The 25042-nt window shown below is 67.0% G+C and carries 25 protein-coding genes and 2 tRNA genes; 7 read left to right on the top strand and 20 right to left on the bottom strand.

Annotated features, from left to right (window positions below):
- Nucleotide 1: 1 nt before the first annotated feature.
- From pgaA to ACZK2G_RS14920, 7 genes are all read right to left on the bottom strand, one after another.
- Complete coding sequence (pgaA, locus tag ACZK2G_RS14950) at nucleotides 2–2029, bottom strand: poly-beta-1,6 N-acetyl-D-glucosamine export porin PgaA (protein WP_478473732.1); 2028 nt, start codon at nucleotides 2027–2029, stop codon at nucleotides 2–4.
- A 344-nt stretch (nucleotides 2030–2373) separates the two neighbouring features.
- Nucleotides 2374–3579, bottom strand: a complete 1206-nt coding sequence (locus tag ACZK2G_RS14945; protein WP_478473731.1) for a CynX/NimT family MFS transporter — start codon at nucleotides 3577–3579, stop codon at nucleotides 2374–2376.
- Nucleotides 3580–3781: 202 nt separating this feature from the next.
- Nucleotides 3782–3858 (bottom strand) — tRNA-Pro (locus tag ACZK2G_RS14940).
- Nucleotides 3859–3998: 140 nt separating this feature from the next.
- Nucleotides 3999–4075: transfer RNA gene (locus ACZK2G_RS14935), tRNA-Pro, on the bottom strand.
- A 55-nt stretch (nucleotides 4076–4130) separates the two neighbouring features.
- Nucleotides 4131–4247: a cytochrome bd-I oxidase subunit CydX gene (gene cydX, locus ACZK2G_RS14930; protein ID WP_005410354.1), complete on the bottom strand. Its 117-nt coding sequence runs from the start codon at nucleotides 4245–4247 to the stop codon at nucleotides 4131–4133.
- A 54-nt stretch (nucleotides 4248–4301) separates the two neighbouring features.
- Nucleotides 4302–5456, bottom strand: coding sequence for a cytochrome d ubiquinol oxidase subunit II (cydB, locus tag ACZK2G_RS14925; RefSeq protein WP_046986137.1), 1155 nt, complete (start codon nucleotides 5454–5456; stop codon nucleotides 4302–4304).
- A 15-nt stretch (nucleotides 5457–5471) separates the two neighbouring features.
- Nucleotides 5472–7055, bottom strand: coding sequence for a cytochrome ubiquinol oxidase subunit I (locus ACZK2G_RS14920; RefSeq protein WP_006378378.1), 1584 nt, complete (start codon nucleotides 7053–7055; stop codon nucleotides 5472–5474).
- 228 nt (nucleotides 7056–7283) lie between these two features.
- On the opposite strand from ACZK2G_RS14920, the gene cydD reads away from it, so the two are divergent.
- Both cydD and cydC read left to right on the top strand, forming a co-directional pair.
- A complete protein-coding gene (cydD, locus tag ACZK2G_RS14915) occupies nucleotides 7284–9029 on the top strand; it encodes a thiol reductant ABC exporter subunit CydD (protein WP_046986136.1) in 1746 nt (581 codons plus the stop codon).
- On the top strand, nucleotides 9026–10699 hold the full coding sequence (gene cydC, locus ACZK2G_RS14910; protein WP_478473729.1) for a thiol reductant ABC exporter subunit CydC: 1674 nt from the start codon (nucleotides 9026–9028) through the stop codon (nucleotides 10697–10699). The genes cydD and cydC overlap by 4 nt, the downstream gene beginning before the upstream one ends.
- 98 nt (nucleotides 10700–10797) lie before the next feature.
- On the opposite strand, the gene ACZK2G_RS14905 is transcribed toward cydC, so the two are convergent.
- The 11 genes from ACZK2G_RS14905 to ccmA form a co-directional block, all read right to left on the bottom strand.
- On the bottom strand, nucleotides 10798–11142 hold the full coding sequence (locus ACZK2G_RS14905; protein ID WP_046986134.1) for a DUF1294 domain-containing protein: 345 nt from the start codon (nucleotides 11140–11142) through the stop codon (nucleotides 10798–10800).
- Nucleotides 11143–12255, bottom strand: coding sequence for a homoserine O-acetyltransferase MetX (gene metX / locus ACZK2G_RS14900; RefSeq protein ID WP_478473727.1), 1113 nt, complete (start codon nucleotides 12253–12255; stop codon nucleotides 11143–11145). It lies immediately after the preceding gene.
- A 152-nt stretch (nucleotides 12256–12407) separates the two neighbouring features.
- On the bottom strand, nucleotides 12408–13397 hold the full coding sequence (locus ACZK2G_RS14895) for a tetratricopeptide repeat protein (RefSeq protein WP_046986132.1): 990 nt from the start codon (nucleotides 13395–13397) through the stop codon (nucleotides 12408–12410).
- Nucleotides 13391–13840, bottom strand: a complete 450-nt coding sequence (locus ACZK2G_RS14890) for a cytochrome c-type biogenesis protein (protein WP_046986131.1) — start codon at nucleotides 13838–13840, stop codon at nucleotides 13391–13393. Before ACZK2G_RS14890 ends, ACZK2G_RS14895 begins: the two co-directional genes overlap by 7 nt.
- Nucleotides 13841–13844: 4 nt before the next feature.
- Nucleotides 13845–14462: a DsbE family thiol:disulfide interchange protein gene (locus tag ACZK2G_RS14885; RefSeq protein ID WP_099551847.1), complete on the bottom strand. Its 618-nt coding sequence runs from the start codon at nucleotides 14460–14462 to the stop codon at nucleotides 13845–13847.
- An 8-nt stretch (nucleotides 14463–14470) separates the two neighbouring features.
- A complete protein-coding gene (locus tag ACZK2G_RS14880) occupies nucleotides 14471–16390 on the bottom strand; it encodes a heme lyase CcmF/NrfE family subunit (RefSeq protein WP_065724273.1) in 1920 nt (639 codons plus the stop codon).
- Nucleotides 16391–16852 (bottom strand): cytochrome c maturation protein CcmE, encoded by a 462-nt coding sequence (gene ccmE / locus ACZK2G_RS14875; RefSeq protein WP_136639498.1) that lies wholly within the window; start codon nucleotides 16850–16852, stop codon nucleotides 16391–16393.
- Nucleotides 16849–17037, bottom strand: coding sequence for a heme exporter protein CcmD (locus ACZK2G_RS14870; protein ID WP_046984380.1), 189 nt, complete (start codon nucleotides 17035–17037; stop codon nucleotides 16849–16851). Before ACZK2G_RS14870 ends, ccmE begins: the two co-directional genes overlap by 4 nt.
- Complete coding sequence (ccmC, locus tag ACZK2G_RS14865) at nucleotides 17034–17804, bottom strand: heme ABC transporter permease CcmC (RefSeq protein WP_253078186.1); 771 nt, start codon at nucleotides 17802–17804, stop codon at nucleotides 17034–17036. Before ccmC ends, ACZK2G_RS14870 begins: the two co-directional genes overlap by 4 nt.
- A 43-nt stretch (nucleotides 17805–17847) precedes the next feature.
- Nucleotides 17848–18543 (bottom strand): heme exporter protein CcmB, encoded by a 696-nt coding sequence (gene ccmB / locus ACZK2G_RS14860; RefSeq protein ID WP_014647762.1) that lies wholly within the window; start codon nucleotides 18541–18543, stop codon nucleotides 17848–17850.
- Nucleotides 18540–19154 (bottom strand): heme ABC exporter ATP-binding protein CcmA, encoded by a 615-nt coding sequence (gene ccmA / locus ACZK2G_RS14855; protein ID WP_414490363.1) that lies wholly within the window; start codon nucleotides 19152–19154, stop codon nucleotides 18540–18542. Before ccmA ends, ccmB begins: the two co-directional genes overlap by 4 nt.
- A gap of 201 nt (nucleotides 19155–19355) precedes the next feature.
- Here ccmA and ACZK2G_RS14850 point away from each other — a divergent pair, with 201 nt between their 5' ends.
- The 3 genes from ACZK2G_RS14850 (at nucleotide 19356) to ACZK2G_RS14840 (ending at nucleotide 21868) form a co-directional block, all read left to right on the top strand.
- The gene (locus ACZK2G_RS14850) at nucleotides 19356–20504 is read left to right on the top strand and encodes a pyridoxal phosphate-dependent aminotransferase (protein WP_005410338.1); all 1149 of its coding nucleotides are present in this window, start codon (nucleotides 19356–19358) and stop codon (nucleotides 20502–20504) included.
- A gap of 13 nt (nucleotides 20505–20517) precedes the next feature.
- Complete coding sequence (locus tag ACZK2G_RS14845; protein ID WP_478473724.1) at nucleotides 20518–21330, top strand: amidohydrolase; 813 nt, start codon at nucleotides 20518–20520, stop codon at nucleotides 21328–21330.
- A 103-nt stretch (nucleotides 21331–21433) separates the two neighbouring features.
- The gene (locus ACZK2G_RS14840; RefSeq protein WP_046984377.1) at nucleotides 21434–21868 is read left to right on the top strand and encodes a hypothetical protein; all 435 of its coding nucleotides are present in this window, start codon (nucleotides 21434–21436) and stop codon (nucleotides 21866–21868) included.
- Here ACZK2G_RS14840 and ACZK2G_RS14835 read toward each other — a convergent pair.
- Entirely contained in the window at nucleotides 21855–22148 is a 294-nt protein-coding gene (locus ACZK2G_RS14835; RefSeq protein ID WP_046984376.1) for a hypothetical protein, read from the bottom strand. The two genes, ACZK2G_RS14840 and ACZK2G_RS14835, sit on opposite strands and share 14 nt — an antisense overlap.
- Nucleotides 22149–22501: 353 nt before the next feature.
- Here ACZK2G_RS14835 and ACZK2G_RS14830 point away from each other — a divergent pair, with 353 nt between their 5' ends.
- Complete coding sequence (locus ACZK2G_RS14830; RefSeq protein ID WP_012511621.1) at nucleotides 22502–22909, top strand: hypothetical protein; 408 nt, start codon at nucleotides 22502–22504, stop codon at nucleotides 22907–22909.
- 78 nt (nucleotides 22910–22987) lie between these two features.
- On the opposite strand, the gene ACZK2G_RS14825 is transcribed toward ACZK2G_RS14830, so the two are convergent.
- The gene (locus tag ACZK2G_RS14825; RefSeq protein ID WP_426355562.1) at nucleotides 22988–24142 is read right to left on the bottom strand and encodes an MFS transporter; all 1155 of its coding nucleotides are present in this window, start codon (nucleotides 24140–24142) and stop codon (nucleotides 22988–22990) included.
- 90 nt (nucleotides 24143–24232) lie between these two features.
- Here ACZK2G_RS14825 and ACZK2G_RS14820 point away from each other — a divergent pair, with 90 nt between their 5' ends.
- Nucleotides 24233–25021, top strand: coding sequence for an AraC family transcriptional regulator (locus ACZK2G_RS14820; protein ID WP_046984374.1), 789 nt, complete (start codon nucleotides 24233–24235; stop codon nucleotides 25019–25021).
- The last annotated feature ends 21 nt before the right edge of the window (nucleotides 25022–25042 follow it).

The following is a 25042-nucleotide window of genomic DNA, read 5'->3' as shown; positions in this document are numbered from 1 at the left end:
GTCAGTCTCCCCAGCGCAGTGCGGCTTCGAAGCCGATATGGCGCTCGCGGTGGCCGTCATAGACCGGCCGTGACCAGCGCACGCCATACTCGAGCACGCGGCCCTGGCCGATCTGCCACTCATGCATGTAGGACACCGACGGCACCAGTGCGCTGCCGAAGCCGTCCTGCCAGTAGTCGCCCAGCGAGACCGTCAGCCGGTGCCGGAAATGGCGCTCATAGTGTCGCCACAGCTGCTGGTCGACGCGCAGGCCGATCTCGACCATGCGGTCGCGCTTCGGATTGAAGTAGGGCGCATCGTCGCGGCTGCCCCAGCTGGTATAGGCACTGGCCAGGCCATCGATCAGCCAGCGTGGTCGAGTCAGCAGCCGCTGCTCGACACTGGTGCTGAACAGTTCGCGGTGATTGCCATCGTCGTAGCGGAAGCGGCTGGCGCCGAACATCCAGTGGGTGCGTTCGCTGCGCCGGTAGTCCACCTGCGCGCCCACGCTGTCGGCGGTGATGCCGGCCGCGCGCGCCTGCATCGAGGCCTCCGGATCATTGCGCGCAGCCATCAGCCCGGCATGCCAGCAGTCGTTGAACTGCCAGCCCACGCTGGCACGCAGGCCGGTATCGCCGACGTGATCGTTGGCATGCACTACCGCGGCCTCCGCATCCAGCCGGCCGAAGCGGTAGCGCACGCCTGCACCCAGCCACAGCGGGTCGATGCGCTGGTCCTGGAAGTCGACCGAGCGCCTGTCGGCGAAGGCGAACAACCGCCAGCGGTCGTCGAGCACCGGCGTCTGCACTTCCATGCCGTAGTGACGGTCGTTGTTGCCCAGTGGCGAAGTGCCGCCACCGCCGGAGCTGCGGCCGATGTCGGTCCATGCCTTCAGCTGCCAGCCGCGATGTGCACGCCAGGCCTGGTCCATGCGTTCGACGGCAGGCTGGGTGGGATAGCGCGCGAGCAGGTCGTCATGCAGTGGCCGCGCCAGGTCATCGCGCTGCAGGGCGACGTAGGCCTCTTCCATACCCAGCCGCGGCTCGATGTCGCGCGGGTCCAGTGCATGCGCCATCTGCTGCCGCTGCAGGGCCATGCGTGGCCAGCCGCGCATCATGTACACGCTGCCCAACGCACTCTGCAGGCCACCGTTGCCGGGGGCGATATCGACCATCGATTCCAGGTCGCGCTGGGCGGTCGGCAGGTCGCCGCTGTAGGCACGCACCATCGCCAGATTCAGGTCGGCCTCGTAGCGTGACCAGTTCGCATACGGCGATTTTCCGTTGCCCCAGCGCCAGGCCGGTTCCTTGTCGCGCCACGCCTGCAGCAGGCCGATGGCCTTTTCCTGCTGTTCGCTCTCAAGATAGGCATAGGCCAATTCCGAATGCGAAGCATCGCGTGTGGGATCGCCGGTCACCGCCGCCTGCAGCACCGGAATGGCCTCCAGCGGATGCAGGGTGCCCATCAGTGAATCACCCACAGCGGGCAGCACGTAGTCGGGCAGTGCATGGCCCTCGGCCTGCAGTGCGCGTGCTTCCTCACGAACCTGTGCGTGGCGGCCCAGCCGGTTGAGCAGGATCAGGCGATCCAGCCGGATCCGCAGGGGTGCCTGCGCCGCAGTGGTGCCTTCGCTGCCGACGTAGCGCTGCATGCGCGCCAGGGTCGACTCGGCTTCTTCCAGGCGGGCGTCCTCGCTGCTGCTGTAGGCCAGGCTCCAGACCACCAGCTTGGCCAGGTAGTCGCCCTCAAGTCGCTGCTTCTGTGCATCGTCGAACAACTGCGGGCGCTGCTGGTACAGCTCCCAGGCGCGCCACGCGTTGCCGATATCGCCCAGGGTCAGCACGCGCAGCTTGAACAACAGATCGTCGTTGGGCTGCTGCTGGCTGGCGCGCTCGATCGCTCCCAGCGCATCCAGCCAGCGGGCCTGGTCGCGGTAGCGGCCGATCTCGGCCAGGGCGGCCTCGCGATCAGGCGGGGCCGCGCTGCTGGCCCAGGCCAGAGCGAAGCAGGCAAGGCCGACGCAGAGCGCCAGCCGGCGGTGGACAACCATTGGGGACCCCCTTGGCTTCCGAACCAGACAACCTGAAAAATGTGACGCACATCACATGCCAGATTTTGGGATGGCCGTGGCCTGCGTCACTCCCCTCGTGCGTTCCCATCCAGCAGGATGGGTAGAACCGGGACAGCGACCTGCAATGTCTAGTCTGAAACGAGAGTCCCCCGCACACCGACTGGTGGCCTGGACGGCGCTGCCGCCCCCATGCCCGATGCCGGCACGCGGCAAGGATGGGCATTCGGGGGCACTATCTGCCCGGAACTGTCAGCCCAGCGTCAAAATCCGCGTGAAGACTGACCGGCGGTAGATGGAGGGCGGCAGCCGGCCCGGGTGGATGCTTACCAGAGGTCTTCCAGCTTGCGCGGCTTGCATGCCACCCAGGAGGCACACAGCATCAGGGTCGCGCAGCCGAACAGGAAGCTGAATGGGATCGTCCAACCGTCGCTGACGGTGTGCAGCCAGCCGACCAGGAATGGCCCCAGGCAGCTGAAGCTGTAGCCCACACCCTGCATGAAGCCGGACAGCGCGGCCGAGCCGGTCGGAGTGCGCGTGCGCAGGTTGATCAGGGTCAGTGCCAGCGGGAACGTGGACGGGCCGACACCGAGCAGGCAGGCCCACAGCAGTGGCGCCTTCATCGGTGCGAGCAGCAGGCCGGTGAAGGCGATCACGAACGAGAAGAAGCCGATCAGGACCAGCGGGAACGGGTTCTGCAGGCGCACCGCCATCGATGGGATGACCAGCGACGGCAGCAGGCCCAGCGCCGAGAACACTGCCACCATCACCCCGCCGAAGGCGGGCGTGCCGCCGGCCTCGACCACGATGCGCGGCAGCCAGGTGAACATCGAATAGGTCATCAGCGAAGTCATGCCGAACATCAGCGTCATGCTCCAGCCCAGCGACGTGCGCCAGACCTTGCCATGCGGTTGTGCGGTCGGGTCGTTGGCATCCAGCACCGGCCCGGGCGCACGGCGCGCCAGCAGCAGCCACGGCAGGCTCGCCGCCAGCGCCAGCAGCGCCCACATGCCTAGCGACACCCGCCAGCCGGCCGCATTGGCCACCGGCACCGCCAGCAGCGCCGGCATCATCGTGCCCAGCTGCAGCACACTGATGTACAGCGTGCTCATGGTGCCGACCTTGTTGGCGAAGTAACGCTTCACCAGCGGCGGCACCACTACGTTGCCGATACCCATGCCGGCCAGTGCGATCACCGAGCCCAGCAGCAGCGTGCCGACGTTGCCGGCGCTGGAGCGCAGCAGCAGGCCGGCGGCTGCCATCAGCATGGCCAGCAGGGTGGTGCGCTCCAGGCCCAGGCGCCGCGCCAGTGCCGGCGTTGCCACGCCGAACAGCGCGAACGAGGCGGTGGGCAGCATGCCCAGCACACCGGTCATGGTGGTGCCGAAATCGAACTGCTGGCCGAGCACATCGAGCAGGGGCGTGATCGAGGTGACCGCTGTGCGCAGGTTGATCGCGGCCAACAGGATCGCGGCGAATGCGAGGACGCGGCCGTGCTGCAGCGACGGCGAATCGGAAGTGGAGGAACTCATCGGTGGTCCTTGCAGGTGTCGCACGCTTCAGCAACGGCATGCAGCGCCGGCATCGGTCTACGCCGAAGCGGCAGGTGGGGGAGGCGGCCATTGTACGTGGCTGGCCAGTGGCGTTGCGGGCGGCCGCGCCTGTCCCGGGCCGCAGGCACAAAAAAACCCGGAGGACAGTGATGTCTTCCAGGCTTCTTGGTGACCACCGAAGTGGTCGGGGAGACAGGATTCGAACCTGCGACCTCTACGTCCCGAACGTAGCGCTCTACCAGACTGAGCTACACCCCGAAGGGAGCCGCCTATTCTAGCGATTCACCCCGATGGCGGCAAGGGGTGGATGCTGTTTTCTTCACACTGCCGAAGCAGTGCCACTTCAGGGAACAAAAAAGCCTGGACGACTTCACCAGGCTTCAATGCGACCACTTGAGTGGTCGGGGAGACAGGATTCGAACCTGCGACCTCTACGTCCCGAACGTAGCGCTCTACCAGACTGAGCTACACCCCGAAGGAGCCGCCTAAGATACCGTGTGAAGGCCAAGGCGGCAAGGCTTTTTTACAGCTCAGCGACGATTTTCTTTCTCGATGCGGTTCTGCTCGCGGGCTTCAAACCACATGCCGTTGAGGATGGCGACCGTCGAGGCGAGGCCGGCGCCGAGGATCCAGGCGAAATACCACATGTTCAATCTCCTGTGTGCAAGACAGGTGCCGACCGTGGGTCGGCACGCTGGCAATCAATAGGCGTTGGGGTTGTCGTCCATGTCCTCGACCGTCGTCTTGCCCTTCAGCACGCGGTACACCCAGGTGGTGTAGGCGAGGATGATCGGCAGGAAGATGGCCGTGGCCAGCAGCATGACCCACAGCGTGAGGTGGCTGGACGAGCTGTCCCAGACGGTCAGGCTGGAGGTGGGCTGGCTGGAGGACGGCAGCAGGAACGGGAAGATCGCAAAGCCGACAGTCAGGATGATGCCAGCGATGGATGCACCCGAGGCGATGAAGGCCAGGCCACCACGACGGGCACGCAGCAGCACCGCACTGGCCAGCGCGCCGAGCAGGCCGAGCACCGGGAACACGATCGTGGCCGGCATGCTGCTGTAGTTGCGCAGCCAACCACCGGCAGCCGTGCCCAGCTCGGCCGTCTTCAGCAGCGGATTGGTCGGGCCATCGGTGACCACCTGCGAGGTGATCTGGTAACCCGGCAGGCCGAAGGCCACCCAGGCACCGGCCACGGCGAACAGCACGAAGCTGATGATGGCGGCGACGCTGCCGTAACGTGCGGCACGTTCGGCCACCGGGCCGTCGGTCTTGATGACCAGCATGGCCGCACCATGCGAAACCAGCATGGCCACGCTGATCAGGCCGGCGATGAGCGCGAACGGTGTGAGCAGGCCGAAGAACGAACCGGTGTAGGTCACGCGCAGGGTGTCATCGAAGTGGAACGGCACACCCAGCAGCACGTTGCCCACCGCCACGCCGGCAATCAGGCCCGGCAGCAGGCCACCGACAAACAGCACGCGGTCCCAGTTGTCGCGCCAGCGCTTGGACGGCAGCTTGCTGCGGTACTTGAAGCCGACCGGGCGCAGGATCAGCCCGAACAGCATCGCAAACACCGCCAGGTAGAAGCCGGAGAAGCTGACCGCATACAGCGGCGGCCATGCGGCGAAAATCGCACCGCCACCCAGTACCAGCCACACCTGGTTGCCTTCCCACACCGGGCCGACGGTATTGATCACCAGCCGGCGTTCTTCATCGGTTTTGGCAACGAACGGCAACAGGGTGCCGACGCCAAGGTCGAAACCATCCATCACGGCCCAGCCGATCAGCAGGATGCCGAGCAGCAGCCACCAGATCACGCGGAGCGTGGTGTAATCAAGTGCAATGAATTCCATCTGGATTCTCCTGCCTCAGGCCTGGCCGGGGGCGACTGCATTGGGGGAAACAGGGCGGATATCGGCCTGCAGCGTCGGCAGGATGTCGTCCGGACCCTTGCGGATCGCCTTCAGCATCAGCTTGATCTCGATGATCAGCAGCACCGTGTACAAGCTGGTGAACACCGCCAGCGTGGTCAGGATTTCATGCAGTGCCAGGCCCGATGCGGCGTAGAAGGTCGGCAGGACGCCGTCCACAGCCCACGGCTGGCGGCCGTACTCGGCAACGAACCAACCGCATTCGATCGCGATCCACGGTGCCGGCAGCGACCACACCGCCAACCGCAGGAACCAGCGCTTGTCCTGGAAGTTGTTGCGGCACGAGAAGTAGAAGGCCAACGCGAAGAAGGCGATCAGGTAGAAGCCCAGGCCCGCCATGATGCGGAAGGTCCAGAACAGCGGGGCCACGCGCGGCACGGTATCCATCGCGGCCTTGGAGATTTCCTCCGGCGTCGCGTTGAGGATGTCTTCGCGGTAGCGCTTCAGCAGCAGGCCATGGCCGAGATCCTGCCAGTGGCGATCGAACATCTCGCGTGCTTCGAGATCGTTGCGGTCCTTCTTCACGCGCTCCAGTGCGCCGTAGGCGATCTGGCCACCGCGGATGCGGTGCTCGGCACGTTCCACCAGCTCCAGGATGCCGGGAATCGGCTGGTCCAGCGAGCGGGTGGCGATCAGGCCCATCAGGTACGGGATCTTCACCGCATAGTCGTTCTGATGGGTGTCTTGGTTGGGAATGCCGAAGGCGGTGAAGTCGGCCGGCGCACGCTCGGTTTCCCACATCGCTTCAATCGCGGCCAGCTTCATCTTCTGGTGTTCGCTGGCGGCATAACCGCTTTCGTCACCCAGCACCACCACCGACAGCGAGGACAGCAGGCCGAAGGCTGCAGCCACCGCGAACGAACGGCGGGCCATGTCCTTGTACTTGCCACGCAGCAGGTACAGCGCGCTGATCGACATCACGAAGATCGCACCGGTCACGTAGCCGGCACTGACGGTATGCACGAACTTGGCCTGCGCCACCGGGTTCAGCAGCACCGCGGCGAAGTCGACCACTTCCATGCGCATGGTTTCCGGGTTGAACACCGCACCGGTCGGGTTCTGCATCCAGCCGTTGGCGATCAGGATCCACACCGCCGACAGGTTGGTGCCCAGCGCCATCAGCCAGGTCACGGTGAGGTGCTTGACCGGAGTCAGGCGCTTCCAGCCGAAGAAGAACAGGCCGATGAAGGTCGCTTCCAGGAAGAACGCCATCAGGCCTTCGATGGCCAGCGGCGCACCGAAGATGTCACCGACGTAATGGCTGTAGTACGACCAGTTCATGCCGAACTGGAACTCCATCACCAGGCCGGTGGCTACGCCGATGGCGAAGTTGATGCCGAACAGGGCACCCCAGAACAGGGTCATCTGCCGCCAGACCTGCTTGCGGGTCATCACGTACACGCTTTCCATGATGGCCACCATGAAGGACAGGCCAAGCGTGAGGGGGACGAATAGGAAGTGGTACATCGCGGTCAGAGCGAATTGCAGCCGCGACAGTTCTACGACTGTCTGATCAATCATGGCCTGGCTACCTCGTTGGATAGTGCCGTTGCAGGTGGCGGGAAGGGTGGTCTACGGGGTGAATGATGTGACCGACTACTTCAAACAGCCTTGATCCAGATCAATGTATGAATGGGTATTCAGGAGGATCGTATGCCAACCCGCCTGGGACTGCGACCGCCGGCCGCAGGGGGAGGCTGTTGCCTGCGCCTACAATGCCTGCCAATGCCCTGTTGCCTGTGAAGACCCTTGAGCGCTGCCGAACCGACTGCTGACGCCGCTGTTTCCGAAGACGAATCGACCCGGTTGCGGCGCATCCGTAGCGCGTGGCTGGCCGATCTGGCGCGGTCCGCGCGCGGCCGCCAGCGGTTGGCCTCGTTGTGCATCAGCCTGTCCGGCGCACTGTTGATCGGCCAGGCGGCCGCCATCGCCTGGCTGGTGCAGCAGGTGCTGGTCGAGCGTGCACCACTGGCCTCGGGCCTGCCGGTGCTGGCCACGCTGGTCGTGATCCTGATCGTGCGTACGCTGCTGGGCAGCGCCACCCAGGCTGCAGCGGGTGACGTGGCCGATGCCGCGCGGCTGGCGTTGCGCGAGCGCGTATTCGCGCGCCTGCTTGGCCATGGGCCGCTGTGGCTGCGCCAACGCCGTACCGGCGAGCTGGGCGAACTGATGTTGCATCACGGCGATGCGATCGAGAGTTATTACAGCGGCTTCCTGCCGGTGCGCACCGAAGTGGTGGTGGTGCCGGTGCTGATCCTCGCGGCAGTGGCCTGGGTCGACTGGGTAGTAGCGCTGATCCTGTTGTTCACCGCGCCCCTGGTGCCGTTCTTCATGATGCTGGTGGGCTGGGGTGCCGAAGCGGCCGGCCGTGCGCAGCTGGGCGAACTGGCACGGATGAGCGGACACTTCGCCGATCGCATCAAGGGCCTGGGCCTGCTGCGCCTGTATGGCCGCGGCGAGGCCGAGCTGGAGGGTATCGAAGCGGCTGCAGAAGGCGTGCGCGTGCGAACGATGAAGGTGCTGCGCATCGCCTTCCTGTCGTCCACCGTGCTGGAGTTCTTCGCTTCGGTGAGCGTGGCGATGGTCGCGCTGTACCTGGGGCTGAGCTATCTGGGCCTGATGTCGTTGCATGCGACGGTGCCCACGCTGGGTGCGGGCCTGTTCTGCCTGCTGCTGGCACCGGAGTTCTATGCGCCACTGCGGCGGCTGGCAGCGCACTACCACGACCGTGCCAACGCGCTGGCTGCGGCCGCTGAAGTGGAGCGCCTGTTGCAGGTGCTGCCGGAAGAAGCTGTCCTTGCCGATGACGAAATGGTGCCGCTGCCGCAGGAGCCGGCCGAAGCGGCGATGGCGCCGTTGCGGGCGTGGGGGCTGATGCTGCGTCCCTTGGGCGCGCCGCATGATGTGCTGCAGGGCCTGGACGTGACACTGGAGCCAGGCCAGCGGCTGGCGCTGGTGGGCCCCAGTGGCAGTGGCAAGAGTACGTTGCTGGAAGCACTGGCCGGTTGGCTGCCCCCCCGTGCGGGCAGGGTGCAGCTGCGACCGGGGCTGCAGGTGGCCTATGCCAGCCAGAGGCCCTACCTGTTCCATGGCAGCATCGCCGATAATCTGCGGCTGGCCGATCCGGGCGCCAGCGACGCCCGCCTGCGCGCGGTGGCCGAGGCCGCGCAGGTGCTGCAGTTCGCACAGCGCCTGCCGCAGGGGCTGGATACCGTGATCGGTGAGCGCGGCTTCGGCCTGTCCGGTGGTGAAGCACGCCGCATCGGCCTGGCCCGGTTGCTGCTGCGCGATCCACAGGTACTGCTGCTGGATGAGCCCACCGCCTTCCTCGATGCGGACACCGAAGCCGCGCTGCTGCGCAGCCTGGCCGCCTATGCGCGCGGGCGCAGCGTGGTGGTCGCCACCCATAGCCCGGCGGTGATTGCCTGGGCCGACCGTTGCCTGCTGCTGCCCGAAGGGCGGCTGGTCGAGCCAGCGCAGGCGGTGCGCGCATGAGTCGTTCGCCGGATTCACTGCGCGCGGTATTCCTGCGCCATCGCGCGCGCCTGTTGCTGGCCGTGCTGCTGCTGTGGGCCACGATGCTGGCCGGCACCGCCCTGCTGGGGTTGTCGGGCGGCTTCCTGACCGCCGCAGCGCTGGCCGGTGTCGCCGGCCTCGGCCAGGGCTTCAATTTCTTCACGCCCTCGGCGGGCATCCGTGGGCTGACCATGGCGCGCATCGCGTCGCGCTACTTCGAAAAACTGGTGGGGCATGACGTGACCCTGCGCATCGCCCGTGACCTGCGCGTGTGGTTCTTCCGACGCGCGCTGCCGCTGGCACCGGCGCGGTTGGGCGCGACGCGTACCGGGGAGCTGCTGGCACGCCTGCTGGGTGACATCGGCGAAGTGGATGGCCTGCTGGTGCGCGCCATCGGCCCCCTGTTGGCCCTGGGTGGGTTGTCGCTGGTGGGGGTGGCTTCGGCCGCTGTGGTCCTGCCTTCGGCGGCTGTGCTGCTGGCGGTACTGGCGGTGCTGATCAGCTTCGGGGTGCCGTGGCTGGGCGTGCGTGGGCATGACGATGAGGAGGCCGATCGCGCCGCACATCGCGCTGCGCTGCGCACCGCCGCGTTCGAAGGACTGGAAGGCGCGGGTGATCTGGCCGCACTGCATGCCAGCACGGCATGGCAGTTGAAGGTGCGGGTGGCCGCCAAGCAACTGGCCTCGCGTGATCGTCGCCGTCGCTGGCGCCTGATCGCGGCCTCGACCCTGCACGGCCTGGTTGCCGGGCTGGGTCTGGTAGCGATGCTGGCACTGGCTCTGCATGCGGCCGAACAGCAGCGCATCGCGCCGGAAATGGCCGCTGGGCTGGTGTTCCTCACCGTGGCACTGATCGAACTGTGGGCCGGCATGGGCCTGGCCTGGCAGTCACTGCAGTCCGGGCGCATCGCTGCTGCGCGGCTGCAGGCGATCGTCGAGCAGCCGCCGACGGTGGAAGACCCGCAGGCGCCGCAGCCGGTGCCGCAGGCGGCGCGCGTGCATTGGGATGACATCCATTTCCAGTGGCCAGGCGCGGTGCGTCCGGTGCTGTCTGGCCTGCAGCTGACCCTGGCACCGGGCGAGCGCATTGCCATCCGCGGCGACAGCGGCAGTGGCAAGACCACGCTGTCCAGCCTGCTGCTGCGATTGTGGGATCCGCAGCAGGGGCGGTTGACCTACGGTGGCCGTGACCTGCGCGACTTCGCCCAGGGCGACTGGCATCGGCAGCTGGCCTGGTTGCCGCAGAACGCCCCGGTGTTTGCCGGCAGCGTGGCCGAGAACCTGCGGCTGGGTGATCCCGATGCGAGCGACGCGGCGTTGTGGGCGGTGCTGCGGCGCGTGCGCCTGGGCGAATGGGCCGAGCACAATGGTGGCCTGCAGGCCTGGGTGGGCGAGAACGGCGCGACCATGTCGGCCGGTCAGGCACGGCGCCTGGCACTGGCGCGCGCGCTGCTGCGCAATGCGCCGATCCTGCTGCTGGACGAGCCGACCGAGGGCCTGGACGTGGATACCGCGCGCGCGCTGCTGCTGGATCTGGCCAGCTTGCTGGACGGCCGCAGCCTGCTGATGATCACCCACGACGACCTGCCCGAAGGCGTGGTTGATGCGCAGTACCGGTTGTGTGATGGGGTTCTGATCCGCGAAGCGTGAAATCATCCCGGTAGTGCCGGCCGCTGGCCGGCAACCACGCATCCGGTTCGAACATCATGGCGTTGCCGGCCAGCGGCCGGCACTACCCATTCGAACGGTTACCGCGAAAACTCGCGCAGCATCACTGCGATCGAGGCCACGTTGGCCAGCACGCACAGCCAGAACACCCATTGGAACGAGGCCTTGCGATGCTTGTGGCGGAACAGCCCCTGGCCCAGCAGCGCACCGGGCCAGCCGCCGGCAAAGGCCAGCAGTTGCAGGGTGCGCTCGGGAATCCGCGATTGCTTGCGCTGTGCCGCGCGCTTGTCGTGGCCGTACAGGCCGAACGACACTGCGCTGGCCAGCAGGCACCAGCCGCCCAGCCACAGTGGCAGCACGCCGCTGATCATCAGCGCGATCAGCGCGCCGAACGCGGCCAGCGCGAGGTTGCGCCGCCACGCCACTTAGAGTGCGTCGAGGAAGCCGCGCACGGCCGGGCCGAAGCGCTCGAAATCGACCAGGAAGGCGTCGTGGCCCTGTGGTGATTCCAGGCCGATGAACTGCGCATCGGCACCGCCTGCGCGCAGGCCATCTGCTACTTGCTGCTGCTGCTGCACCGGGAACAGGATGTCGGTGTTGGCACCGATCGCCAACGCCTTCTCCACCCGGATCTTCGCCAGCCCGGCCAGCACGTCGCCGTCGGCATACTCGGCCAGGTCGAACCAGTCCATCGAGCGGCTCAGGTACAGGTAGCAGTTCGGATCGAAGAAGCGCACGAAGCGCCGCGCGTGGCCTTCCAGGTAGCTTTCCACCTGGAATTCCAGGCCGAACGGATCGTCGTCGGTCTGGTCCGAATCCAGCCGCACGCGGCCGAAGCGGCCATCCCATTCCAGCGCCGAGCGGTAGGTGATCACGCCCAGCTTGCGCGCCATGCGCATCCCCGATTCCGGGTACGCATCGTCATCGTAGTGGCCGCCGTTCCAGCGCGGGTCGAGGCGGATTGCCTCGCGCTGCAGCGAGCGGATCGCGATCGAGAACGGCAACGCCTGTGCACTGCCGGAGATGTTGATGTGGCTGCGTGCGATGCCCGGCTGCAGCATCAGCACGGCCAACGCGGTCATGCCGCCCATTGAATTGCCGACCACGCAGGCCAGTCGTTCAATGCCCAGCGCCTGCACCACCTCGATGGCCGCGCGAGCGCCGTCCTCGATCGACAGCTCCGGGAAGTCGAGGCGATAGGGTTGGCCTGTAGCCGGATTGAGCGACGCCGGTCCGGTCGAGCCCTTGCAGCTGCCCAACGAGTTCACGCACACCACGAACCAGCGGTCGCTGTCGATCGGCTTGCCGGGCCCGACCATCGCGTCCCACCAGCCCGGTGCCGGGTTGGCGTCGTTGGCGGCGGCATGCGCATCCGGCGACAGCCCGGTGACGATCAGGATCGCGTTGCCGGCATCGGCATCCAGCGTTCCCCAGGTTTCGTAGGCCACGCGAGCACCGTGCAGGGCGCCACCGCGCTTGAACGGGAACGGCGAGGGCAGGGCATGGAAGCGAGTGCCGGGCGGGATGAATTCAGTCATGCGGGCATTCTAGCGGGGCTGCATGTGGAGCTGGCGACACGCTGGTTTCCATCGGCGATGCACCCGGTAGTACCGGCCGCTGCCGGCAACCTCATGAACCTTGATGTGCCCGCGTGGTTGCCGGCCAGCGGCCGGCACTACCGTGCGGAGCGTCAAGGGAACCGCAACTCAACCACGCCCTCATGCGGCAGGTTCACCTTCACAGGCGTGCTCTGCAGATCGTCCTCGCTACGGTTGGCGCTGCCGCTGCGCGAGATGCGCGCCAGCACTTCCACTTCGCGATGGGCCGACAGCGGTGCGGTCGGCATCGGGCTGTCACCGTCACCCAGCCCGACCGTGGCCGGGAAGCCAGCCAGCGGCAGCTTGCGTGCGGCCACCGGCATCGGCGGTCCACCCGCGGCACGCGCCAGTACGAACACCTGGGTGCCGGCTGGCCACTCGCTGCTCTTCAGCGCCGGCAGCTGCACGCGTACCTGCAGCAGCGCCGGTGGCGTCGCAGCGCCAGCATCGGGCGCCTGGCCGACGGCTTCGCGGGCGATCGCGATCTGTGCCTGCAGTGCCTGTGCGGCACCCGGTTCCAGTCGCGGCAGCAGGCTGCTCCAGATATCGGCTGCTTCGGCATTCCGGCCGCGCTGGCGCAGGGCGATGCCGAGCAACCAGCTGGCGCGTTCGGCATCCGGGGCCAGGCTGCGCGCCTGCTGCAGCCAGGTCATTGCGGTGTCGTCGAACTGTTTGCCGGCATCGGCCTGTGCCCGCGCCTGTGCCGCTTCCACCAGCACGCCGGGGTCTTCAGGGGCCAGGGCGGCGGCACGTGCGAAGGCGTCCGCCGCAGCCGACGTGTTGCCCAGCTCGGCCTGCGAACGCCCGAGCAGCGTCCAGCCATCGGCACGCTGCGGATCGCGCTGCAACGCATCCTGCAGGGCCTGCACGCCGTCACGCAGGGTGGCCACCGACGGCGCAGGCTGCACCTGTGCCGCACGCGGGTCTCCGACCAGCAGGTACAGGCAGGCACCGGCCACGCCCAGCGCGAGCACGCCGACCACGAAGCCGCGGCGGCCATGGTGGCGCAGCGGCCACAGCACCAGTGCAGCCATCAGCGCAGCACTCACACCCGCTGCCATGGGAAGCCAATGGCTCACCAACCGTCTCCTTCATCAGTCTTGCTGGCCGGTGCGGACGCGACCGTGCGCCCACGACGGCGGACGATGCCCAGCACCACCAGCGCACCGGCGCCGAGCACCAGCAGCGGACCGCCCCACAACAGCCACGTACCCGGCTGCAGTGGTGGCTGGTAGAGCACGAACTCGCCGTAACGGGCGACCAGGAACTGCTTGATCTGTGCGTCGTCATGGCCCTGCTGCATCAACTGCAGCACTTCGCGGCGCAGGTCCTGGGCGATCTGCGCGTTGGAATCGGCCAGTGACTGGTTCTGGCACTGCACGCAGCGTAGCTGCGCGGCCAGGTCATGAAAGCGGCGTTCCTCTGCGCCATCGCGGAACTGCAGCGGCTGCGGATCGTGCAGCGGCTGCTGGGCCAGCGCGGCCAACGGCAGCATCATGAGCAGCAGCGCCAGCAGCCAGCGCATCGGCTCAGGGCGCCGTGTGCAGGGTGTTGCCGGCATTGCCCTGGGCCTTTTCGATCTTCTCCAGGGCCGGGATCAGCTTCTCGTCGACCACGCGCTGGGTCATCGCCCCGCTGTACTTCCAACGCACGATGCCACTGCCATCGACCAGGAAGGTTTCCGGCGCAGCGGTCACGCCCCAGTCGATCGCGGTGCGGCCTTCCACGTCGCTGAGCACGACCATGAACGGGTTGCCCAGCTGCTCCAGCCAGTGCAGGGCATCGGTCGGGTCGTCCTTCCAGTTGTAGCCGATCACGCGTACGCGCTTGCTCTCGGCGAAACGGGTCAACACCGGATGTTCCTCGCGGCAGGCCGCGCACCAGCTGCCCCACACGTTCAGCAGGTAGGGCGCGCCGCGCAGCTCGTCGCTGTGCACGATCATTTCCGGGTCGTGCAGCACCGGCAGCGCGAACGCCGGCGCCGGCTTGTCGATCAGGGCCGACGGCAGCACGTCGCGCTGCGGGTCGCCGGATTTCATCACCCCGTAGATCATCAGCCCGAGCAGGCCGAAGAAGAACAGCACGCCGATCACGATGGCTACCGGCGGCAGCGGGCGGGAGGGGCGCGGGGCGGGGGACTCGGACATGGGAACTCCTACGGACGACGGAAGCGGCGGTCGGCGGCGGTGATGAATCCGCCCAGGGCCATCAGCAGCGCGCCCAGCCAGATCCAGCGCACGAACGGTTTGATGTGCACCCGTACCGCCCATGCATTGTTGCCCAGCGGCTCGCCCAATGCCACGTAGACATCACCGTCGAAGCGTGCATCGATGCCGGCTTCGGTCATCACCTGGCCGCCACTGGCGTACTGGCGCTTCTCCGGATGCAGCAGTGCCAGTTCGCGGCCATTGCGGAACACGCGCAGATGGCCGCGGTCGGCGATGAAATTCGGACCTTCGCGATGGTCCACGCCTTCGAAGCGCACTTCATGGCGGCCGACCACCACCTGCTGTCCGGGTGCCAGCGCTACTTCGCGCTGCACGTTGAGTGCTTCCACCAGCAGCGCGCCGGCCAGGAACACGGCAATGCCGGCATGGGCGACGATCATCCCCAGCATTTCGGCGGTGAAACGGCCGTTGCCGCGCAGGCGCTGCCAGACGAAGCGGGCGGTGCCCAGCCCGACCCAGGCCGCTGCAGCAACGCCCAGGCCGGCCTTCCAACCGTTCTGTGGGGCCTGCCACCAGGCCAGCGCGCCGAGCAACATGGCCAGCCCCAGCCACGGTGCCAGCAACGCGAATGCACGCGAAGGCTGGTCGCGCTGCCACTTCACCAGCGGGCCGAACGGCAGCAGCAGGATCATCGGCGCCATCAGCAGCAGGAACAGGCTGCCGAAGTAGGGCGGGCCGACCGAGATCTTGCCCAGTGACAGCGCATCGGCCAGCAGCGGGTACAGCGTGCCGAGCAGGACCATCGCGCAGGCAGTGGCCAGCAGCAGGTTGTTGGCCAGCAGCAGGGTTTCGCGCGATGTCGCGGTGAAGCCACGGCGCGGATCGTCGGCGTTCACCGACAGACGTGGCGCCCGCAGCGCATACAGCAGCAGGCTGCCGCCGACCAGCACCGACAGGAACACCAGGATGAACAGGCCGCGCGAGGGATCGGCGGCGAACGAATGCACGCTGGTGAGCACGCCGGAGCGCACCAGGAACGTACCCAGCAGTGACAGCGCGAAGGCGGCGATTGCCAGCAGCAACGTCCAGCTGCCGAAGGTGCCGCGCTTCTCGGTGACGGCCTGCGAATGGATCAGCGCCGCACCGACCAGCCACGGCATGAAGCTCGCGTTTTCCACCGGGTCCCAGAACCACCAGCCGCCCCAGCCAAGCTCGTAGTAAGCCCACCAGCTGCCCAGCGCGATCCCCAGCGTCAGGAAGCCCCAGGCGACGTTGGTCCACGGTCGCGTCCAGCGCAGCCAGCGGGCGTCGACGCGTCCTTCCAGTAGTGCGGCTACCGCGAACGCGAACGGCACCGCGAAGCCGACGTAACCGATGTAGAGCATCGGCGGGTGGATGATCAGCCCGGGGTCCTGCAGCAGCGGGTTGAGGTCACGGCCTTCCAGTGGCGCCGGGTTCAGGCGCAGGAACGGATTGGAGGTGAAGATCAGGAAGGCGAGGAAGCCGACGCTGACCACGCCCATCACCGCCAGCACGCGCGCTTGTACCGGCGCCGGCAGGTGCCGCGAGAACAGCGCCACCGCGCCGGTCCACAGCGCCAGCACCAGCGCCCACATCAGCAACGAGCCCTCGTGCGCGCCCCAGACCGCCGAGTAGCGGTAGATCATCGGCAGCAGCGAATTGGAGTTCTCGGCCACGTAGCGCACCGAGAAGTCCTGCTGAACGAACGCGGCGGTGAGTACCGCGAAGGCGCCGGCAAGCAGCAGCAGCTGCGCGAAGGCGGCCGGTCGCGCCACCGCCATCCATGCCGTGTTGTTGCGCTGCGCACCGGCCAGCGGCAGGCCGGCCTGCAGCAGCGAGGCCAGCAGCGCGCACAACAGCAGGATCTGACCCAGTTCGGGCAGCACTCAGCGCACCTCGGGTGCCGTCACCGGCACATCATGCTTGCGATGGGCGTCGCCCATCTTGTCGGCCACTTCCTTCGGCACATACTTCTCATCGTGCTTGGCCAGGACTTCATCGGCGACGAAGATTCCGTCCTGCAGGCGGCCGCTGGCAACCACGGCAGTGCCCTCGGCGAACATGTCCGGCAGGATCCGTGAGGTGCTCACCGCCAGCTGAGCATCGCCGTCGGTGACCTCGAAGCGTGCTTCCAGCGAGCCGACCGGGCGGTTGAAGGAGCCCTTCACCACCATGCCGCCCAGGCGGAAGCGCGACTGCGCATCGACATCCCCGCGCAGCACCTCCGAGGGCGTGTACAGGTAGGCGATGTTGCGCTCCAGTGCCATCGCCACCAGCGCGGTGGCCAGGCCGGACGCAAGCAGGGCCAACAGCACCCAGACCAGGCGGCGACGCTGTACCGGGGTCATCGTTCCAGCTCCGTCGGCAACGACGACGCGGCTTCCTGCTTGCCGGCGCGGGTCTGCTGTCGCTGCTGGCGTGCCAGGGCGAGGCGGCGTGCCACGCGCAGGCGCAGCCACGAACCGATGGCATCGGCGCCGAGCACCAGTACGAACACGGCGTAGGCACCGATCACGTAAGGCAGGTGGGTCATGGCTGGGCCTCCCCGGCCGGGCGTGCGGCATCGACCCGGCCACCGACCCAGGCCTTGCCGGCCTCGCGGTCGAGGTTGTCGGCGCGGGCCTTGGCCAGCACCGAGCCTGCGAACCAGAACTTGGTGCCGATCACCATCCACCACAGCGGCGCGATCATCGCGCTGCTGATCGCCGATTCACCGAACACGTTGATCGACTGGCGCTGGTGCAGGCCGCCCCACCAGTCCACCGAATAGCGGATCACCGGCAGCAGGCTGACACCGACGATGGCCAGCAGGCCAGCCGCGCGAGCGGCGCTGCGACGGTCCTCGATGGCGTGGTACAGGCCGATCACGCCCAGGTACAGGAACAGCAGCACCAGTTCACTGGTCATGCGCGGGTCCCAGTCCCACCAGGTGCCCCAGGTGCCCTTGCCCCAGATGCTGCCGGTGAGCAGGGTGATCAGGGTGAAGCCTGCGCCCATCGGCGCGCAGGCCATGGCCAGGATCTCGCAGACCTTGATCCGCCAGATCAGGGCGATGGCGGCATACAGCGCCATCAGCGCGAACACGAACAGGCTCATCCAGGCACTGGGCACGTGGATGTAGAGGATGCGGAAGCTGTCCAGCTGCTTGGCTTCCGGCGGCACCACCAGCAGCGCCTGCCACACGCCCACCAGCAGCACCGGCACCGCAGCCAGGTAGAACACCCGCGACCAGCGGGCAGCGAATCGGTCGAACGTGGGGGGCGAGCCGAGTTGGTGGAACCAGCGGACAATCGGATTCATGCGTGGCGGCTATCCAGCAGGGGTGGATTGGCTCTCAGCTCGGTCAACTCAGAGAAATACGTATTGCAGCAGCGGTGGCCAGCGGAGCCAGCACCAGCGCGACCAGCAGGCCGGCGCCCAGCATCAGCAGCGCACCGACCGGATCCTGTCCGCGTCCGGCCGCTGCCAGACTGCCTGCACCGAACACCAGCACCGGCACGTACAGTGGCAGCGACAGCAACGCTACGAGAATACCAGAGCGCCGGATGCCTACGGTCAGTGCTGCGACCACGCCACCGATCAGGCTCAGCAACGGTGTTCCCAGCAGCAACGATGCCAGCAACATCGGCAGCTGGTCATGCGGCAGATGCAGCATTTCGGCCAGCAGCGGGCTGACCACGATCAGCGGCAGCGCAGTGGTGGCCCAGTGCAGCAGCACGCGCACCAGCACCAGCCAGGCCAGTGGCACCGGCGCCAGCAGCCATTGTTCCAGCGAGCCGTCTTCGGCATCGGAGCGGAACAGTGAATCCAGTGACAGCTGGCCGGCCAGCAGTACCGCCAGCCACAGCACTGCGCCGGCGGTGGCGGCCAGCAGTTGCGGTTCGCGGCCCTGGGCGAGCGCGAACAGGACCACCACCAGTACCGCGAACAGCAGCGGTTGCAATGCGTCGCCGCGACGGCGCCAGAGCAGGCGCAGGTCGCGCCTGAGCAGCGCACCTGCGGTCTGCCACAGGCCCGGTTCGGTACCCGGCGCGATCATGCAGCACCGCCGAGGTCGAGCTGGCGGGTACGCACCGGCGGTGCGGCATAGGCGCCATGGGTGGTGACCAGTGCAGCGCCGCCGGCACGCAGATGCGCGGAAATCATCCGGTTGACCAGGGTGATGCCCTCCAGGTCGAGGTTGGCATAGGGTTCGTCGAGCAGCCACAACGGCGCCGGCGACAGCCAGATGCGTGCCAGTGCCAGACGCCGCTTCTGTCCGGCCGACAGATGCCGCACCAGAGTGTCCTCGTAGCCGGCCAGGCCAACGATGGCCAGCGCGTTGCCGGGCATCTGCCGCGCGCGGCGACCGTGCAGGCCGCACAGGAAATGCAGGTTCTCCAGCGTATCCAGGTCCGGCTTCAGCGCCGGTAGGTGGCTGAGGTAGGCCACATAGCGTGCACGCTCGGCATTGCTGGCCGGCTTGCCGTCGATCCGCACCTGACCGGCACCGGGCCGGGCCAGGCCGGCCAGCACGCGCAGCAGGGTGGTCTTGCCGGCACCATTGCCGCCCTGCACCAGCAGCGCCTCGCCGGCGTCCACATGGAAGTCCAGCGGGCCGAACACCGGCTCGTCATTGCGGGAGAAGCTCAGGCCGCTGGCGGCCAGCAATGCAGGGGTGTTCAAGGGGCAGGGTCTTCATGCCGGAGTGCGGCGGCAATTGTAGCGGTGAATGCATACGGTAGTGCCGGCCGCTGGCCGGCAGGCGCGACCAAGCGTCGCAGATTGTCCGAGGTTGCCGGCCAGCGGCCGGCACCACCGAAGCAGGGATTGCGTAAACTCAGGGGCCTGTCTCCCCATATCCCCAGGCCGATGCAACCGAACACCAAGCTGCCCAAGGTCGGTACCACGATCTTCACCGTGATGTCCCAGCTCGCTGCCGAACACGGCGCGGTCAACCTGGGCCAGGGTTTTCCGGATTTTTCGGCGCCGCAGCGCCTGATCGACGAGACCGCCAGGGCGATGGCCGCCGGGCTGAACCAGTACCCGCCGATGACCGGTGTGGCGCCGCTGCGCCAGGCCATCGCGCAGAAGGCGCTGGACTGCTACGGCGCGCAGGTGGATGCGGACAGCGAGATCACTGTCACCAGTGGCGGTACCGAGGCCATCTTCAACGCCATCCACGCCGTGGTGCGGGCCGGCGAGGAAGTGATCGTGCTCGACCCGGCCTATGACTGCTACGAGCCGGCGATCGACCTGGCCGGCGCCAAGGCGGTGCATGTGTCGCTGGATCCGCAGACCTTCGCCGTCGACTGGGACCGCGTGCGCGCGGCCATCACCCCGCGCACCCGCATGCTGATCGTCAACACCCCGCACAACCCGTCCGGCGCGATGCTGTCGGCGCAGGACATGCAGGCGCTGGCCGAGCTGCTGCGTGGCACGCAGATCTACCTGATTTCCGATGAGGTGTACGAGCACATCATCTACGATGGCCGCCGCCACGAATCGGCGCTGCGCTATCCGGAACTGCGTGAGCGCGCTTTCGTCATCTCCAGCTTTGGCAAGACCTACCACTGCACCGGCTGGAAGATCGGTTACGCGATCGCACCGCCGGCGCTGACCGCCGAATTCCGCAAGGTGCACCAGTACAACACCTTCACCAGTTTCGGCCCGGCGCAGTACGGCTTTGCCGCGATGATCCGCGATGAACCCGAACACCACCTGGAGCTGGGCGCGTTCTACCAGGCCAAGCGCGACCGCTTCCGCGAGCAGCTGGCCGGCACCCGATTGAAGGCGTTGCCGGTGCCGGGAGGTTATTTCCAGCTGGTCGATTACTCGGCCATCAGCGATCTGCCGGACCATGAGTTCGTGAAGTGGCTGACCATCGAGAAGGGCGTCACCGCCATTCCGCTGTCGCCGTTCTACGAGAATCCGCCGGCTGGTCAGCGCCTGGTGCGCCTGTGCTTTGCCAAGAATGAAGCGACCATGGACGCGGCGATCGAACGCCTGCGCCTGCTCTGAGCGAGGCTTGAACATGCAGGACCTGCGCATTTCCCTCGTCCAGGGTGACACCCGCTGGCACGACCCGACTGGCAACCGTGCCTACTACGGTGCGTTGCTGGCGCCGCTGGCCGGCAGCACCGACCTGGTGATCCTGCCGGAGACCTTCACCAGTGGCTTCTCCAACGAGGCCATCGCCCAGGCCGAAGGCATGGATGGCCCGACCGTGGCCTGGGTGCGCGAGCAGGCCAGGGCCTTGAACGCGGCGGTGATCGGCAGCGTGCAGTTGCGCGAGGGCGAGGGCGAGGGCGTCTACAACCGTCTGCTGTTCGCCACGCCCGACGGCGAGCTGCAGTACTACGACAAGCGCCACCTGTTCCGCTATGGCGGCGAGCACGAGCGCTATTCGGCCGGTCGCGAGCGCCTGAGCGTGGAATGGAAGGGCTGGCGGATCAATCCGCAGGTCTGCTACGACCTGCGTTTCCCGGTGTTCTGCCGCAACCGCTACAACGTGGAGCGTCCGCAGCAGCTGGATTTCGACCTGCAGATCTTCGTCGCCAACTGGCCGTCGGCACGCGCCTATGCATGGAGGACCCTGCTGCGTGCGCGGGCGATCGAGAACCTGTGCTTCGTTGCTGCGGTCAACCGTGTCGGCGTCGATGGCAACCAGCTGCACTACGCAGGTGACAGCGCGGTGCTGGATTTCCTGGGGCAGCCTCAGGTGGAGATCCGCGAGCGCGAACAGGTGGTCACCACCACCATTTCGGCCGAGGCGCTGGCCGCACACCGCGCGCGCTTCCCGGCCATGCTTGATGCCGATGCCTTCCATCTGGACGAACAGGCCTGAGCGACGGCCTGAACGCTGCCGCACCAGCGCGCGCGCCTGCATTCAACCTGCACGCGCGCGCTGCTAGATTCGCCGCCAGTCCGACCGAACGGGAAGTCCCGCCATGAACAAGCCCTTCGCCCTGCTGCTGGCCCTGTCTGCCGCATCGCTCGCCCCGGCCGCGCACGCTGCCGGCAACCTCGATTGCGAGCTGCACTACAACCTGTCCGGCTGGTCGCTGATCTACAAGACTGCCTCCGGCAATGGCACTGTCACCTGCAGCAACGGCGCCAGCATGCCGGTGCGCATCCAGATGAAGGGGGGCGGCCTGACCGTGGGCAAGTCGAAGATCACCAACGGGCGCGGCAATTTCACCGGCGCGATCAGCATCGATCAGCTACTGGGCACCTACGCATCGGTCGGTGCACATGCCGGTGCGATGAAATCCAGCAATGCGCAGGTGATGACCAAGGGCGACATCTCACTGGCCCTGTCCGGTACCGGCAAGGGCTGGGACCTGGGCGTGGACGGTACCGCGTTCACCCTCAGCCGGCGTTGAGGCGGCGCTGCGCTGCGCCATCCCAGCTGATCCGGATGTAGTGCTGTTCGGAATCGCTCAACAACCGTTCGACACCGAAACCATTCTTCAGCAGCTGTGCGACCACGTCTTCGACGAGCTGCTCGCTGGCCATCACCTGGCTGAAGCCGAACACGATATAGCGGCGGCCATTTTCCGAGCCGATCTGGATCGAGTTGTCGAGGTCGCGGTAGAACTGTTCGATCGGGCGCTTGGCGGCATCGGCGTTGGCGCGGGCCTGTTCGGCGGTGATGGTGATCATGGGCATCTGCCTTGTGCGGGAGAGCACGCACGATAGCCAGCGCCCTGATGTGAATTCCGTGCGTGGCGCACAATGCCCCGTGTTTGCAGCAATTCCTAACATGAGCTGTGAACGTCAAGATGCGCAGGGAAAGTGCCGCGCGGCGGTGAGCATCCTGCATCGACATGAAGCCATCGGGAAGGGATGGGTGCCAGCAGCAGTACAGGCGTGCAACGCACCGCCCAGAGGGGATCCTGCACCCATCCGATGCTGTGGGCACGCAGTGCATTTACATTTCCTTGACCTTGCAGTAACCCCGCAATGCCTAACAGGGACGTCCCAGCGATTCTGCTGGGATCATTGGAGACGCTGGAATGGAGTTCAGAACGTCCGTGCTGCTCGTGGCCCTCATCGCCACACCCGCGATCGCCCACGCCGAAGTCTGCCTGTCCGACAGCGGCATCGTTGTGTCCTGTCCTAGCCTGTTACCGCATCCGGTGACGGCCAGGTTCGAGATCGGGACCCTGCCGCGTGTGGCCGGCTCGCCATCGGAGATCTACATCACAGGCGGCGGCCAGGTGGATGGAACGAGTAATTTCTCGGTCTATGCCAATGGTCAGTTCCTGTGCCGTACCAATGACAATTACGACGGTGGCAACACCACGCCGATTCGCCATTGCACCGCGACCATCGCAACACCCGGGACCTATGTGATCTCGGCGTCGCGCAACAGCCCTGGCAACTTCCTTGCGCCGATGGACGAAGTGATCAACGTGCAGTAATCGATTGTCCGCTGACCCAGGCCCCGGGGCGTAACCCCCGGGGCCTCTGCTGCCCTTATGGCAGCGGGACCGGCTCCTTCACCGTTGCGATCCACAACCAGGCCTTCCGCCGTCAACTGCCCTGTCCCGTTGCAGCCACAAGGCCAGCAGGCCACACACGATAAGGGTCGGTGCCAGCAGCTGCACTGCACCGGCCAGTGCCATTGCCGCACCGATCAACAGGTAGTAGAGCAGGCCGAACAGCGCGCCTGCGCTGCCGAGACAATGTGGATAGCCGCGCAGGGCCTGGCCGAGCACATTGGGAATGGCAAGGCCGAAGCCCGTCACCACCGGCACCATCGCCGCGACCAGGGCCGGGTGATCATGCAGCAACGCGGCCAGCAGGCCTCCCGTAAGAACCAGTCCTGCGGCGATGCGGATGCGCGTGGTTGTGGCAACGCCTGCACGCAGCAGGCGCCCATTGCCCCACGCGCCCAATGCCGAACCCAGTGCCAGCACCGCGCCGCTGGCGCCGAACCAGGTGGCTGGCCAGTGCAGGCGCGCAAACACGAAGGGGCCGAGTACATACCAGCTGTACATCGCGACGTTGAAGGCCATCACCAGCAACGCGTGTGACCAGATCCAGCGATCGCGCAGCAGTTCCCGCAGCAGCGGCAGCATGGGCGTGTGCGGGATCTGTACAGGGCGGCTTTCGCGCAGCCCTGCCAGGCATGCGACTGCCAGCAGGGCAGCAATCAGCAGCAGGCCGGACTGTACGCCGACATAGCCATTGGCGGCGACCAGCAGCGTGCCCAGTGCAAGACCGATGGCCGGACTCAGGGCCAACGCCATGCCGATCCAGGAGAATGCCTGCGCCAACGCCGGCCCCTGCAGATGGTCGCGCAGCACGGTCTGGGTGACCACCGAAGCAGCGGCGGCGCCGACTGCGGCCAATGCCTGGGCCAGCAGCACCTGGCCGAAGCTGCCAGCCATCAGGCCGCCCAATGCAGCCACTGCGAAAACGCCGAGGCCACAGAGAAGGGCGGGGCGACGACCGATACGATCGGCCAGGCGCCCCCACAGCAGCACACCCGCAGCGAAGCCGAACAGGTACAGGCTCATGGCCTGGCTGGCGGCACTCGGCGGCAAGGCGAAGCGTATGGCTAGATCGGCCAGGGCCGGGCTGTACAGGGTCTGTGCCAGCTGCGGAAACATCAGCAGTGCAATGGCGAGCAACAACAGGCGACGCGACATGCGGGCGCTCCAGGAACGGGGCCGCGCATTGTGGTCGCGTCCGCAATGGCGCACCCTGTCTATCCTGTCATCGAATGTATGAAATCAGACATGGCCTGGTTGCAGCCGGACGCGCACTTCGACGCCGATGCCTGGAGCGCTCCGGTGCTGGGGATCGCGGCCTCACTGGCGGATCACGATTCGGGTTGGCACCAGCACGCACGCGCGCAGCTGCTGTACACCCGACAGGGCTGTACGCGCCTGACCTATGGTGATCGCATCAGCCTGCTGCCGCCCGCGCGCGCAGCGTGGATTCCGGGTGGGCTGCGCCATCGCGCGCAGATGCGCCAAGCGGTCGACTACCGTTCGTTGTACTTCGACGCCACCCTGTCGGCCCAGCTGCCCCGGCAGCCGGCGATCATCGGCGTAGGCCCGCTGCTGCAGGCCTTGCTGGAGCCGATCGCGCAGGCACCGTTCGACCATGACTGGCAGTCGCCGCGCGCGCACCATCAACTGGGGTTGTGCGTGCTGGAGATCGCCGCTGCACCGGTGGCGCCGATGGACCTGCCTTTACCGCGTGATCCGCGGATTGCACGTTGCCTGCCGCTGGCCGAACAGCTGCCGCCCGAACTGGGGGAGCTGGCCGCGCGCACAGGCCTGAGCGCGCGTACCGTCGGTCGGTTGATGCAACGCGATACCGGCATGAGCTATCAGGCCTGGCGCCAGCAATGGCGCCTGATGCGGGCCATGGAGCTGCTGCTGCTCGGCCATCGCGTCGCGCATGTGGCCCAGGACACCGGCTTCTCCGCCGAGAGCCCGTTCATTGCCTTCTTCCGCAGCATGACCGGCACTACGCCCGCCGCTTTCCAGCGCCACGCAAAAGGGGACGGAGGGGATTAGTCGTTTTCGCCCCTTCGATAC

Source organism: Stenotrophomonas sp. 107298_Sma (assembly GCF_056480345.1).
The sequence above is the reverse complement of the archived record's forward strand: the minus strand, read 5'-3'. Positions and strand labels throughout refer to the sequence as shown.